Origin of the sequence: Rhodobacter sp. JA431 (genome assembly GCF_900217725.1) — a bacterium.
In the GTDB taxonomy this organism is placed as follows: domain Bacteria; phylum Pseudomonadota; class Alphaproteobacteria; order Rhodobacterales; family Rhodobacteraceae; genus Rhodobacter; species Rhodobacter aestuarii.
The window spans coordinates 29,714-43,581 of sequence record NZ_OBMP01000008.1 but is presented as its reverse complement, the minus strand read 5'-3'; the positions used below and the strand labels follow the sequence as shown (position 1 = coordinate 43,581).

13 protein-coding genes are annotated in these 13,868 nt (G+C 61.9%); all 13 read left to right on the top strand.

The features are described 5' to 3' along the window. Positions 1–180 precede the first annotated feature (180 nt). The 13 genes from glpD (at position 181) to CRO18_RS14865 (ending at position 13,765) form a co-directional block, all read left to right on the top strand. Positions 181–1,749: a glycerol-3-phosphate dehydrogenase gene (glpD, locus tag CRO18_RS14925; protein ID WP_097082727.1), complete on the top strand. Its 1,569-nt coding sequence runs from the start codon at positions 181–183 to the stop codon at positions 1,747–1,749. A gap of 9 nt (positions 1,750–1,758) precedes the next feature. Continuing rightward, on the top strand, positions 1,759–3,243 hold the full coding sequence (glpK, locus tag CRO18_RS14920) for a glycerol kinase GlpK (RefSeq protein WP_097082726.1): 1,485 nt from the start codon (positions 1,759–1,761) through the stop codon (positions 3,241–3,243). A 69-nt stretch (positions 3,244–3,312) separates the two neighbouring features. After that, complete coding sequence (locus CRO18_RS14915; RefSeq protein WP_249276082.1) at positions 3,313–3,966, top strand: hypothetical protein; 654 nt, start codon at positions 3,313–3,315, stop codon at positions 3,964–3,966. Further along, on the top strand, positions 3,963–4,364 hold the full coding sequence (ybgC, locus tag CRO18_RS14910) for a tol-pal system-associated acyl-CoA thioesterase (RefSeq protein ID WP_097082725.1): 402 nt from the start codon (positions 3,963–3,965) through the stop codon (positions 4,362–4,364). The genes CRO18_RS14915 and ybgC overlap by 4 nt, the downstream gene beginning before the upstream one ends. Before the next feature lie 122 nt (positions 4,365–4,486). Continuing rightward, positions 4,487–5,182 (top strand): protein TolQ, encoded by a 696-nt coding sequence (gene tolQ / locus CRO18_RS14905; protein WP_076486180.1) that lies wholly within the window; start codon positions 4,487–4,489, stop codon positions 5,180–5,182. A 3-nt stretch (positions 5,183–5,185) separates the two neighbouring features. Beyond that, positions 5,186–5,671, top strand: coding sequence for an ExbD/TolR family protein (locus tag CRO18_RS14900; protein WP_076486181.1), 486 nt, complete (start codon positions 5,186–5,188; stop codon positions 5,669–5,671). Between the two features lie 8 nt (positions 5,672–5,679). Continuing rightward, positions 5,680–6,864 (top strand): hypothetical protein, encoded by a 1,185-nt coding sequence (locus tag CRO18_RS14895; RefSeq protein WP_249276081.1) that lies wholly within the window; start codon positions 5,680–5,682, stop codon positions 6,862–6,864. A gap of 88 nt (positions 6,865–6,952) precedes the next feature. Then, positions 6,953–8,266, top strand: a complete 1,314-nt coding sequence (gene tolB / locus CRO18_RS14890) for a Tol-Pal system beta propeller repeat protein TolB (protein ID WP_097082724.1) — start codon at positions 6,953–6,955, stop codon at positions 8,264–8,266. 65 nt (positions 8,267–8,331) lie between these two features. Continuing rightward, the gene (gene pal / locus CRO18_RS14885) at positions 8,332–8,844 is read left to right on the top strand and encodes a peptidoglycan-associated lipoprotein Pal (protein ID WP_076486183.1); all 513 of its coding nucleotides are present in this window, start codon (positions 8,332–8,334) and stop codon (positions 8,842–8,844) included. A gap of 4 nt (positions 8,845–8,848) precedes the next feature. Beyond that, positions 8,849–9,688 (top strand): tol-pal system protein YbgF, encoded by an 840-nt coding sequence (gene ybgF, locus CRO18_RS14880; protein ID WP_249276080.1) that lies wholly within the window; start codon positions 8,849–8,851, stop codon positions 9,686–9,688. Further along, positions 9,685–10,989, top strand: a complete 1,305-nt coding sequence (tilS, locus tag CRO18_RS14875; protein WP_249276079.1) for a tRNA lysidine(34) synthetase TilS — start codon at positions 9,685–9,687, stop codon at positions 10,987–10,989. The genes ybgF and tilS overlap by 4 nt, the downstream gene beginning before the upstream one ends. An 80-nt stretch (positions 10,990–11,069) precedes the next feature. Further along, positions 11,070–12,965 carry an ATP-dependent zinc metalloprotease FtsH gene (gene ftsH / locus CRO18_RS14870; RefSeq protein ID WP_076486184.1) on the top strand — a complete coding sequence of 632 codons (1,896 nt, stop codon included), beginning with the start codon at positions 11,070–11,072 and terminating at the stop codon, positions 12,963–12,965. Between the two features lie 59 nt (positions 12,966–13,024). After that, the gene (locus CRO18_RS14865) at positions 13,025–13,765 is read left to right on the top strand and encodes a methyltransferase domain-containing protein (protein ID WP_170952699.1); all 741 of its coding nucleotides are present in this window, start codon (positions 13,025–13,027) and stop codon (positions 13,763–13,765) included. Positions 13,766–13,868 lie beyond the last annotated feature (103 nt).

The following is a 13,868-nucleotide window of genomic DNA, read 5'->3' as shown; positions in this document are numbered from 1 at the left end:
ATACTCCCGGCAACCCTGACGCGTCAGAGCGCCGGGCCGGTAATTCGATGTATGAAGCAAAGCCCGGTCATGGGCGCGTTATAGGCGTGCGCTACAGGGCGGGCAAGCGCGAAGGGGGCCACAGTGCCTTGCCATTGTGGGCAAAAAGACGATGATCCAAGCCAAAGAAGGAGCAGGGGCATGGGTGAGCCGGAAATGACCGATCTTTTTGTGATCGGCGGCGGGGTGAACGGATGCGGTATTGCCCGCGACGCGGCGGGGCGGGGGCTGAGCGTTACACTGGCCGAGCAAGGCGATTTGGCGCAGGGCACGTCTTCGGCCTCCTCCAAGCTGTTTCATGGCGGGCTGCGCTATCTGGAATATCTGGATTTCAAACTGGTGCGGGAGGCATTGGCCGAACGGGAACTGCTTTTGAAAGCGATGCCGCATATCGCTTGGCCGATGCGCTTTGTGCTGCCTTATGACCCGGCGATGCGGTTTGAAAAGGGCTCGCCTGTCAGCAAATGGTTGGGTCGGGTTGCGCCGTGGTGGCGGGGCCGGCGCCCAGCATGGCTGATCCGGCTGGGGCTATTTCTTTATGACCATATGGGCGGCAAACATGATCTGCCCCGTACCGAGCGGTTGGATCTGCTCAAGGGCAAGGCGAGCCGCAAGCATGAAAGCTGGGGACTGAAACCGCAGTTTCACAAAGGCTGGGAATATTCCGATGCTTGGGTCGATGATGCCCGGTTGGTGGTTCTCAATGCCCGCGATGCGGCAGCGCGTGGGGCGCAGGTGCTGACCCGCACCAAAGTGGTGGCAGCCAAACGGCAAGGCGATCATTGGGAGGTCACGACCGAGGGGCCCAAGGGCCAAGCGGTCCATCATGCCAAAGCGCTGGTGAATGCCGCTGGCCCTTGGGTGGATGCGGTCACGCACGGCCCGCTTGCCCACCAAGGCGCGGCGCATGTGCGTTTGGTGCGGGGCGCGCATATCGTCACCAAAAAGCTGTTCGCCCATGATCGCGCGCTGTTTTTGCAAGGGCCAGATGGGCGGATCATCTTCCTTTTGCCGTTTGAGCAGGATTTCACCCTGATCGGCACCACGGAGGCCGCGCAGACGACCCCGCCGGAAACGGCGTATTGCACGGAAGCCGAGCGGGAGTATCTGATCAACTTCGCCAATCACTACCTCGAAACGCCGATCTCGGCTGAGGATGTGGTGTGGTCTTTTGCTGGGGTGCGCCCGCTTTATGATGATGGCACGGCTTCGGCCACCGCTGCCACGCGCGATTATGTGCTGCAGCTGGAGGCCGAAGGCGCGCCGCTCCTCACTATCTATGGCGGCAAAATCACCACCTATCGGCATTTGGCGCAAGCGGCGGTGGATAAGCTTGTCACCTACTTCCCGAAAGCTCAGTCCGCTTGGACGGCGGGGGCTCCGCTGCCCGGGGGCGATTTTGGCTATGGGGCCCGCGCGCTGACCGAACGGATCCGGGTCCGCTATCGTTTCTTGGGCGAGGCGCGGGCGTTGCGGATGGCCCATGCTTACGGCACCGAAGTGTTTGAGGTGCTGGGCGAGGCAAACCGTGCCCCCGACCTTGGCCGCGATTTTGGTGCGGGCCTGACTGAGGTGGAGCTGCGCTGGCTGATGGCGCGCGAATGGGCGCGAACGGCAGAAGATGTTGTTTGGCGGCGCACGAAACTGGGGCTTCGGATGACGGCAGAAGAGATTGCCGCGCTTGATGAATGGATGCAGCAACAAATTTAAGGGGCGGCGATGACGCATATTTTGGCGATTGACCAAGGCACGACCTCGACCCGCGCGATTATCTTTGACGAGGGCCTGCGCGTTCAGGCTGTCGCACAAGAGGAATTCGCGCAGATCTACCCCGCCCCCGGTTGGGTGGAGCATGACCCGGAGGTGATCTGGCAAAGCGTTCTGTCGACGGTGCGGGGCGCGTTGGCCAAGGCGGGGCTTGCGGCGCGTGATATTGCGGCTCTTGGCATCACCAATCAGCGCGAAACCACGGTGGTTTGGGATCGCGCCACGGGCGAAGCCATCCACAATGCCATCGTCTGGCAAGACCGCCGTACCGCGGAAACCTGCGCCAATTTGCGTGCGAGCGGGCATGAGCCGCGCATCACCGATAAAACCGGTCTGCTGCTCGACCCCTATTTCTCCGCCACCAAAGTGGCGTGGCTTTTGGACAATGTGCCCGGCGCGCGGGACCGGGCTTTGCGTGGGGAACTCGCCTTTGGAACAATCGACAGCTTCCTGATTTGGCGGCTGACCGGTGGCAAGCGCCATGTGACCGATGCCACGAATGCCGCGCGCACGCTGCTCTACGATATTGGCGCAAATGCGTGGGACAGCGAGATTTGCGCGCTCCTCAATATCCCGATGTGTCTCTTGCCCGAGGTGAAAGACTGCGCTGATGAGTTTGGCGCAACAGATGCCGCGCTTTTCGGTGCAGAAATCCCAATCCTCGGCGTTGCGGGCGATCAGCAGGCCGCGACTGTGGGGCAGGCTTGCTTCACGCCGGGGATGCTCAAATCCACCTATGGCACGGGGTGCTTTGCGCTGTTGAACACCGGGGGCGAGCGGGTGGCCTCACAAAATCGGTTGCTTACCACCATTGCTTACAGACTAAATGGCGAAACGACCTATGCGCTGGAAGGCTCTATCTTCATTGCTGGCGCGGTGGTGCAATGGCTGCGCGATGGGCTGAAGATCATTGCCCAAGCGAGCGAAACCCAGCCTTTGGCCGAACAGGCAGAGGCGGCGCAGGGCTTGGTGATGGTGCCCGCCTTCACCGGGCTGGGCGCGCCCTATTGGAACCCAGATTGCCGGGGCGCGATTTTTGGGCTCACCCGTAACTCTGGCCCCGCCGAATTTGCCCGTGCGGCGCTTGAAAGCGTGGGCCTGCAAACCCGCGATTTGTTGGAGGCGATGCGGGCCGATTGGGGCACGGCGGCGGAAGGAGTGCTACGTGTCGATGGGGGCATGGTGGCCAGCGATTGGACGATGCAGTTTTTGGCCGATATTTTGGGCGCGCCGGTGGATCGCCCCGTGGTGACCGAAACCACAGCTTTGGGCGCAGCTTATCTGGCAGGGCTTCAGGCTGGCATTTGCCCGCCACCTGCCCAATTTGCCGAAAGCTGGGCGCTTGAGACGCGCTTCACCCCGCAAATGCCGCGGGGCGAGCGCAACGCCAAATATGCGCGCTGGCAGCGGGCGGTGCAGGCGGCGATGGCGGTCTAGCTCACTTTGCCCTGAATTGATCTTGCCTCGGCAATGGCTTACGCTGCTATGCAGCAAAGGGGGGATGCGATGCGCGAAGCAATGGAAATGCCGGGGCCGGATGAAATTGCGGCGCTGTTCACCGGGGCGGATGGAAGCTACCGTTTCGCACGCTGGGGCCGCCCGATCGTGCCAATTGTCTTTGGCGTCGATGCCGCGACGCTAACGGTGGTCAAGGGGGCGACCGAAGCGGTGGTGGCAATGGCAGGCGCCCGGATGGCCGAGACCGATATGGAAATCGGCGCGAACCTGATGATCTTTTTCTTCCGGGATTGGCAAGAGTTGCTGGAGGTGCCCAATCTCGATCAAATGATCGACGGGCTGCAAGATGTGGTCGCGCGGCTCGATGATGCAGGGGCGAACCAATATCGCACCTTCCGCTTTGATAAAGAGGGGGCAATCCGCGCCTGTTTTTGTTTCATCCGTATGGATGCAGCGCTGGATGAAGTGCCCGCAGATACGATTGCGCTGAATTTGGCGGTGCAGATGATCCTGACATGGGGCGACAAGGCCTTTGCAGGCCATGCGCCGCTGGCCCAAGCGCAAGGCGTGGCCGTGGTGCGCCCCGATGTGGCCGCCGTGATCCGCGCGGCCTATGACCCGGTAATGCCTGCCGTGGCGAATGATGCCAGTCACGCCTTGCGGTTGGCCGCGCGTGTCGCTGCCGGAGGGGCACAGGTATGACGCATAGCTTTCCAATCCGGGTCTATTACGAAGACACCGATCTTGCGGGCATTGTCTATTACGCGAATTATCTGAAGTTCATCGAGCGGGGGCGCAGCGAATGGGTCCGCGCGCTGGGCGTTGATCAAGTGGCGATGAAGCGCGACCATGGGCTGGTGTTTGCGGTGCGCCGGGTGGAGGCAGATTACCTCAAGCCCGCAAAATTCGATGATGATCTGACCGTCAGCACCGAGTTGGTGGCTGAAACCGGGGCGCGGATCGTCGTGGAGCAAGCCGTTTGGCGCGCGGGCGAGAAGCTTTTTGCCGCCACCGTTACGCTTGTTTGCCTCACCGAGGCGGGCGCGGCTGCGCGGCTTCCTGCCGATGTGCGGCGGAAAATCGCTCCGCCACTGCATTAAGCCCCCGAAACTGAGGCTTCGCGGCGCAAAATGACGGAGTTGTTATAGCGTCTGCCCTCAATATCCGGTAGAATCACTGCTAATGAGGCCCGACAACGTGGCCCGTATGAGAGCAGTGACCCATGGACCAGCAAACCCTTGCGATGGCGCAAGAGATGGATTTCTCTTTGCTTGCGCTTTTTCTGCGCGCCTCGCTGACCGTTAAACTTGTGATGATCGTTCTGACCTTTGCCAGCTTCTGGTCGTGGTCGATCATGATCCGCAAATACATCTCCTTCCGTGCCGCGCGCGCCGAGGCCGAGGCTTTTGACCGCGCCTTTTGGTCGGGCGAGCCTTTGGATGAACTCTTTGACCAAATCGGCCCCGCGCCCGAAGGGGCGAGCCAGCGCATCTTTGCCGCGGGCATGTTGGAATGGCGCCGCAGCCACCGCCATGATGGCGAGCTGATCACCGGTGCGCAGGCCCGCATTGAACGCTCGATGGATGTGGCGATTGCGAAAGAGGGCGAGGCGCTGAATGGCGGGCTGTCCTTCCTTGCGACTGTTGGCTCCACCGCGCCGTTTATCGGGCTTTTCGGGACCGTTTGGGGGATCAAGGTCGCCTTTGAGCAGATCGCGATTTCGCAAAACACCTCGCTCGCGGTCGTTGCGCCGGGGATTTCGGAGGCGCTTGTCGCCACGGCCATCGGCCTCGTGGCCGCTATTCCGGCGGTGGTGGCCTATAACAAATTTTCGTCCGATGCCGACAAGATCACCTCGGGCTATGAGGCCTTCGCCGACGAATTCTCGACCATTCTTTCGCGCCAGTTGGACGCCTGAGCCATGGGCGCGGGTGTCATGAAAAAGCACGGGGGCGCTGGGCGGCGTCGCCGGGGCGGGCGTGGCAAGCATTCGGTGATGGCCGAGATCAACGTTACGCCGATGGTCGATGTGATGTTGGTGCTGCTGATCATCTTTATGGTGGCTGCGCCGATGATGACGGTGGGTGTGCCGCTGGAACTGCCGAAAACCGCTGCCAAAGCCGTGCCGACCGAGCAAGAAGAACCGCTTGCCGTGTCGCTGCAACTCGATGGCACGGTTTCGTTGATGAACAGCGATGTGCCGGAAGAGGAATTGGTGGATCGGCTGCGGGCGATTGCGGCAGAGCGCGACAGCACCAAGGTCTATCTGCGCGCCGATGGTGGCATTGACTATGCGCGCGTCGTGCAGGTGATGGGGGCGCTCAATGCGGGCGGCTTCAACGATATCATTCTTGTCACCGACCCGGGCGGGCCGAGTTTGACGGGCAACGCTGCGGCGGGGAACTGAGGCGCATCATGCGCATGGATCGGGCGGAAAGGATCGGCACGGGGGTCTCGGCGGCGCTGCATATCGCGGTGATCGTCTGGGCGATCATTGGCACGTCTTTGTTTAAGCCAAAGCCCACCGAACCTGTTGAAATTAAACCTGCCGGAATGATTTCTGAGGCTGAGTTTGCCGCGCTGCAAGCCGCAGCGCCGAAGCCCGGTGAGGCCGCGCCCGCACAACCCGAAGAACCTGCCGTGGCCGAACCTGCGCCCGAAGTGCCAAGCCCGGAGGCTGCGCCCGAAACGCCGCCCACGCCCGAGCCGCCGCCGGCCCCCGAGGCCGAGCCGATGCCGGATATGACGGACCTCACAGACCCCACGCCGCCGACCGAGGTGACGGAAGTGCCGCCCTCGATGATGCCGCCGGTCGAAGAGCCGCAAGATACCGAAGCACCGGAGTTTTCGCCCCGGCCCCGCCCGAAACCGGCAAGCCGCGTCGCGCCAACACCTTCGGAAGCGCCGGAGCCGGATGCACGGGTTTCGCCCACGGCGGTCGCGGAAACCCGGCCTGACCCGGAGGCCGAACCCGAAGCGGTGCAAGAAGAGCCAACCGAAGAAGCTGCGCCGCCCGAGGCGACGACCGAGATTGTGACCGAGGCGACGGAAACCGAAGAACGCGCCACGACCTCTGCTCCGCGCACGTCGCCGCGCCCGCGTGCCAAACCGCCCGCGCCGCGCCCGGCCCCGGTGCAAACGGCGCGGCCCGCGCAACCGGCTCGGCCTGCGCCTGCGGTGCCCGCTGATGCCGTCGCCGATGCGCTGGCCGAGGCTATGGGCGATGACCGCGGGGCCGAAGATAGCCCCGGCGGGCTTGGGATTGCCGCGAATGGGCCGCCTGTCACGGCGGGTGAGAAAGAGGCGCTGGTGGTGGATGTGAAGCAATGCTGGAACGTCGGCGCGCTATCTTCCGAAGCTCTGCGCACCTCGGTCACGGTGCGGGTGGATATGGAACAAAATGCGCGCCCGATCATCGGCTCGATTCGTATGGTCGGCTATGAAGGCGACTCGGAAGCGGCGGCCAATCAAGCCTATGAAGCGGCGCGGCGCGCGATCATTCGCTGCGGTTCGGATGGCTTCCCGCTTCCGGCTGAGAAATACGGCTGGTGGCAGCAGATCGAGATTGTGTTTGATCCGTCGAAAATGCGGATGAAGTAAGGCTAAGGGCGCGGTCAGGCGCTTGTGATACACAGCCTGAGCAAGAACAGGTTAGATAAGGGCAAAGCCCGACGACGAGGTGGGGAAGATGGTGCGTTGGATAATGGCCGCAATGGCGGCGCTGATGATGACGGCAGGCTTGGCGGCAGCGCAGCAAGGCCCGCTGCATATCGAAATTGACGAGGGCGTGATTGAACCGCTGCCTTATGCGCTGCCGAGCTTCGTAGATGAAGGCGCAGGTGGGCTGACCCATGACATCACTCGCGTGATTGCCGATGACCTTTCCGGCACCGGGCTTTTCCGCGAAATTCCCGAAGCCGCGCATATCCAGCGCTTTGGCGTTTTTGACACGCCGGTGAGCTATGCCGATTGGCAAGCGATCAATGCGCAAGCGCTGATTGTTGGCGCCGTGGGCATGTCGGGCGGCAAGGTGGTGGTGAAATTCCGCCTGTTTGACATCTATTCCGGCGCGCAACTGGGCGATGGCCAGCAACTTGCGGCAAGCCCCCAAAGCTGGCGGCGGCTCGCGCATAAAGTGGCCGATGTGATTTACGCACGGATCACCGGCGAAAGCGGCTATTTTGATAGCCGGGTGGTGTTTGTTTCTGAATCCGGCCCGAAAGACCAACGGCAAAAGCGCTTGGCCGTGATGGATTATGACGGCGCGAATGTGACCTACCTGACCGACAGCTCGACCATCGTATTGGCGCCGCGCTTTTCGCCGCAAGGGGATCGTATCCTCTACACAACCTTTGAAACGGGCTTCCCGCGGATCAAGATGATGGATGTGGGCAGTGCTTCGGGCCAGCTTTTGCCGGAAGTGCCCGGCACTATGACCTTTGCGCCGCGGTTTTCGCCCGATGGCAATTCGATCGTCTATTCGCTAGAGCAGAACGGCAATACCGATCTCTTTCAGATGTCTGTGAATGGCGGCGGCGCGCAGCGGCTGACGAACTCGCCCGCGATTGAAACTGCACCATCCTTTAGCCCCGATGGCGCGCGCATCGTGTTTGAAAGTGACCGTTCTGGCACGCAGCAGATCTACGTGATGCCGGTGGGCGGGGGCGAACCGGTACGCATTTCTTTTGGCGAAGGGCGCTATGGAACCCCGGTTTGGTCGCCGCGTGGGGATTTGATCGCTTTCACTAAACAAGCGGGCGGGCGCTTCTTCATTGGGGTGATGCGCACCGATGGTTCGGAAGAGCGGTTGCTTACGGCGTCTTTCTTGGATGAGGGGCCGACATGGTCGCCCAATGGCCGCGTGATCATGTTCACCCGCGAAAGCCCCGGCGCTTCTGGCGGGGCCAAACTTTACACCGTGGATATTTCGGGCCGGAACCTGAAAGCCATCGAGGGCGTTGGCGGCGCCTCTGACCCGACTTGGGGCCCGCTTTTGCCCTGATTCACAACTCGAAACAAAGCTGATATTGTGCCTGCAAACGGCACGTCAACAAAAGGCGGTAGAACATGCAACTTCTGACTAAAGCGGCGCTGGGCCTTGCGCTGGTCGCGCTGGCCGCGTGTAACAATCCTCAAGGCATGGGCGGGGTCAACGACCCCGGTGGGGCTTTTGGTGAAGGCGGCATCTCGCAAGGCGCGCTGAATGACCCGAACTCGCCCGCTTATTTCTCGGCCACGGTGGGCGACACGGTCAACTTCCTTGTCGACCAATCGACGCTCAGCGATGGCGCCCGCACCACGCTTGCGGGCCAAGCGCAATGGCTCAATGCGCACCCGAATTATGCCGCGATCATTGAAGGCCATGCCGACGAACAAGGCACCCGGGAATATAACCTTGCCCTTGGTGCGCGCCGCGCCAGCGCAGTGCAAGAATATCTGATATCGCAAGGGGTTGCGGCAACGCGGTTGCGCACGGTTTCCTATGGCAAGGAACGTCCGCTCGCGGTCTGCTCGACCGAGGAATGCTACTACAAGAACCGCCGCGCGGTTACTGTGATCTCGATCGGCGCGGGGAGCTAAGGCAATGGCATTGGGCATGAGACAAGCGGCAAAGCGGGTGGCGATAGGGGCGGCCCTTGCGCTGGCGCTGTCCGTGCCCGCCAAGGCCGAAACGCTGGCCGATATCCGCGCGGAGCTTGGCCAGCTTTCGGCGCAAATCCAAAGCCTGCGCGGCGAGCTTGTGGCCTCTGGCGCGCAAGGTCTGCAAGCTGCGGGCGGCGCTTCGGCGCTGCAACGGATGGATGCGATGGAGGCGGAGCTGACCCGCCTCACCGCCCGCACCGAGGCGCTCTCCAACCGGGTTGAGCAGGTGGTGAAAGACGGCACGAACCGGGTTGGTGATCTGGAATTCCGGATTTGTGAGATGGAGCCGGGCTGCGATATCAGCGCCGTTGGACAGGCCCAGCCTTTGGGCGGGGCCGCGCCTGCGGCGATCACCGCGCCCGCACCCAGTGCTGTGGGGTCTGGCTCTGGCGCTTTGGCAATGAACGAACAAGCAGACTTTGATCGGGCCAAGGCGGTGCTCGATCAAGGTGACTTTCGTGCCGCTGCGGACCTCTTTAAGACCTTTGCCGAAACCTATCCGGGTGGCCCCCTGACGGATGATGCGGCTTATCTGCGCGGCGACGCGTTGAACAAGGCGGGCGATGTGCCCAATGCCGCCCGCGCTTGGCTTGATGCATTTTCAGCGGCGCCCGAAGGCCCGCGCGCGGCGGATAACCTGCTTGAACTTGGCAAGGCGCTTGGCGCTTTGGGGCAGCAGAGCGAAGCCTGTGCCACGCTGGTTGAAGTGCCCGCGCGGTTCCCCAGTTCGGGGGCGGCGGCGCAAGTGGGTGCGGCGAAGGCTGCGCTTGGGTGCCCGTGACACCGCCAATCGGACGGCGCGACCCGACCGCTATGCGGGCCGCGCTTGAGGCGGGAAACGTCTCTCCGGAAGATGGCGTTTTGCTTTGGGCGGCCGATGCGGCCCTGGCGCTGAGGCCACATCTACAAATGCCTAAGGTCGGTGTCGCTGTTTCTGGCGGTTCTGATTCTATGGCAACGCTGTGGCTTTTGGCGCAACTGCACGATGTCGAGGCGGTCACTGTGAACCACGGTTTGCGCCCCGAAGCCGCGGCAGAAGCCGAATTCGTGGCCCAATTTTGCGCCGCGCAAGGCATTCCCCACACCACGCTCAAATGGGAAGGCACGCAGGCGCAAGGGAACCTGATGGATGCTGCGCGCCGGGCGCGCTTGCGGCTGATCGGCGCTTGGGCGCGGCGGCGTGGGCTTGGCGCGGTGGCGCTGGGGCATACGGCCGATGATCAGGCCGAAACCTTTTTGATGCGGCTTTCGCGGGAAGCGGGGCTTGAGGGGCTTTCGGGAATGCGCGAAAGCTTTGAGGCCGAGGGGATGCTCTGGTTGCGCCCGTTTTTGCTGCAAAGCCGGGCCGATCTGCGCCGCTATTTGGAACGGCAAGGCATCGGCTGGGTCGAAGACCCGAGCAATCAAAACGACCGCTATGACCGGGTGAAGGCGCGCCAAGCGCTTCGGGAGCTGCGCCCGCTTGGCATTTCGGTCGCCAAACTCAACGCGGTTGTAGGCCATTTGGCGATGGCCGAGCAGGCGGTTGGCTTTTCGCTGCGCCGCTTGGCCGAGGAACATGTGCAAGAAGCGGCGGGCGATGTGCTGGTCGATGCTTGGGCGTTTCGTAACCTCTTCGATGCCGAGACCAGCCGCCGCTTGGTGAATGCCGCTCTGATGTGGATTTCGGGCGCAGACTATCCGCCGCGCGCGGCCAAGGTGCTCGATTTCTTGATGAGTTGGCGGACCCGGCGCGATTGCACGCTACATGGATGCCGTATCACTGTGAGCGATGACACGATCCGCTTTACCCGCGAGGCGAAGGCGGTAGCTGGTCTGCGTGTGCCGGTTGGCCAAGACTGGGACCGATGGAGGTTTGACGGGCCCTTGGAAGACGGGCTTGAGATTGCCGCTTTGGGCGCAGAGGGTCTGAAGCAGATCAAAACTTGGCGCGACAGCGGTTTGCCTCGGCCAACACTTTTGGCCTCCCCAGCCGTTTGGCGCGGTGAAACGCTGGTCTCCGCCCCCTTGGCGGGGCGCGCAAACGGATATTCTGCCCATATTGTCCGCGGCAGTTTCGCGAATGCGCTAATCAGGCGTTGAACCTGCGCGCGCAATCCCTATTTTCTCATGGAACGGCATCGCCCCCCGGGCGGTGCCCTGTCTTTCTTTGGAGGTCTCTCTTGGGCAACGCGCGTAACCTCGCTTTCTGGGCCCTGCTTTTCGTGCTCATCCTCGTGCTGTTTAACCTGCTCGGTAACGGCCAAGGGCCGCTCAATTCCAAGCAAGTGTCCTATTCCGAGTTCATCGCCGCCGTCGATAAGGGCGAGGTGAAGTCGGTTCAGCTCGATGGCGAAGACGTGCGCTATCAGGATTCAGACGGGGAAAACTTCGCCACGGTGAAGCCGGAATCCGACGAAATTGCGGAGCATCTGATCGCCAAAGGCGTGTCGGTCGATGTGGTGAAGCAAGAGCAATCGGGTCTGATGTCGATCTTGGGCGTCTGGCTGCCCTTCTTGGTGATGATCGGGCTTTGGATCTTCTTCATGAACCGCATGCAAGGCGGCGGCAAAGGCGGTGCGATGGGCTTTGGCAAGTCCAAGGCGAAGCTTTTGACAGAAAAGCATGGCCGTGTGACATTTGACGATGTCGCGGGCATCGACGAGGCCAAGGAAGAGCTTGAGGAAATCGTCGAATTCCTGCGTAACCCGCAGAAGTTCAGCCGTCTGGGCGGCAAAATCCCGAAAGGCGCGCTGCTGGTTGGCCCGCCCGGCACGGGTAAAACGCTGCTTGCGCGCGCCATCGCGGGCGAGGCGGGCGTGCCCTTCTTCACCATCTCGGGGTCTGACTTTGTGGAAATGTTCGTCGGCGTGGGCGCCAGCCGCGTGCGTGACATGTTCGACCAAGCCAAGAAAAACGCGCCCTGCATTCTGTTCATCGACGAGATCGACGCTGTGGGCCGCGCCCGTGGGGTTGGCATCGGCGGTGGCAATGACGAGCGTGAACAGACGCTGAACCAGTTGCTGGTTGAGATGGACGGGTTTGAGGCCAACGAAGGCATCATCATCATTGCGGCCACGAACCGCAAAGACGTGCTGGACCCGGCGCTTTTGCGCCCCGGTCGTTTCGACCGTCAGATCCACGTGCCGAACCCCGATATCAAAGGCCGTGAAAAAATTCTGTCGGTGCATGCGCGCAAAGTACCCGCTGGCCCCGATGTCGATCTGCGCGTGATCGCGCGCGGCACGCCGGGCTTCTCGGGCGCGGACCTTGCCAACCTTGTCAACGAAGCGGCGCTGATGGCGGCGCGGGTGGGCCGTCGTTTTGTGACGATGGAAGATTTTGAAAACGCCAAAGACAAGGTGATGATGGGGGTCGAGCGCCGCTCGATGGTGCTGACGCCCGAACAAAAGGAAATGACCGCCTATCACGAAGCTGGTCACGCGGTGGTTGGCCTCAAGCTGCCCAAATGCGACCCGGTCTACAAGGCAACGATCATCCCGCGCGGTCAGGCGCTCGGCATGGTGGTGAGCCTGCCGGAGATGGACAAGCTCAACTACCATAAGGACGAAGCCAAGCAGAAGATCGCCATGACCATGGCGGGCAAAGCGGCCGAGATTCTGAAATGGGGCGAAGAGCATGTCTCGAACGGCCCGGCGGGCGATATTCAGCAAGCTTCGGCGATTGCGCGGGCGATGGTGATGCGCTGGGGCATGTCGGACAAAGTCGGCAATATCGACTATTCCGAAGCCCACGAAGGCTATCAGGGCAACACCGGCGGCTTCTCGGTTTCGACCAAGACGAAAGAATTGATCGAAGACGAGGTGCGCGGCCTGATTGAGCAAGGCTACCAAGATGCGCGGCGGATCATTGAAGAAAACCGCGAGGAATGGGAGCGTTTGGCCCAAGGTCTCTTGGAATACGAAACCCTGACCGGTGACGAAATTCGCAAAGTGATGGCGGGCGAGGCGCTGGATGCCGATGACGACGATGCCACGCCCACGGGCAGCCTGCCCACGGTGACGGCAATGCCGCGCACCAAGCCAGCCTCCAAACCCACGCCCGAGCCAAACGTGTAAAAATGGCCAGCAAGAAGGCAGACATGCGAGGGCAAAAGCCTTGCGACAGGTTTGCTGAATTGAACCTGCGCGCAGCATGCGATTTGCTCGCGCAGGTTGGGCCCTTGCCCGAAGGCGCTGTGGTCGATTTTGGCTGCGGGGCCGGAGAGGCGGGCGTCGCGCTTTCTGAAAGGTTCAAAACCCGTAAGCTGGTGGGGATTGAAAGCGCCAAGCCGCTTTTGAAAAAGGCCACCGCGACAGGCGTTTATAAGCGCTGCGACTTGGTGGATCTTTCTGAATGGGAGCCGGGGAAACCTCCGGCTCTTATTTTTTCGAGCACCGCTTTGCATCATGTGCCAGATCACGCGGTGCTTTTGCCGCGGCTTTTCAATATGCTCGCGCCGGGGGGCAGTTTGGCGGTGCAAATGCCGATGCAGTGCCATGCGTCCTCGCATGTGCTGTTGCGCGAATTGGCGGCGCGGATGTTTCCGACCCGCTTCGCGCCCGAAACCCTTACCGCAACAATCCTAACGCCTGAGCATTATTGGAAGATGCTGTCCCCCTTAGGGCAACTGAACCTGTGGCGAAGCTCTTATTATTGCTGCTTGCCTGCCGAACCGGTCGCCCATCCGGTGCGCCGCTTCACCCAAAACACGGCGATGCAGCCGTTCTTGCAGGAGTTGACCGAGCTAGAGGTCACAGCCTTCGAACGTGCCTATGATGCGGCCTTGGCCGACGCGTACCCCTGCGCTTCCGATGGTTCGGTGGTGATGCCGCTGATGCGGATGTTCTTTGTTCTGGTGCGACCCGAGAGTGCGTGAGTCAGCGCCAAAGGGTCGCAATCACGCCACCCGCCCCGCGCGCCTTCGCTAATCTGCGGTCAGTTCGGCAGGTCTGTTCAGGGCAGATCAGCCGTTTGGGGTG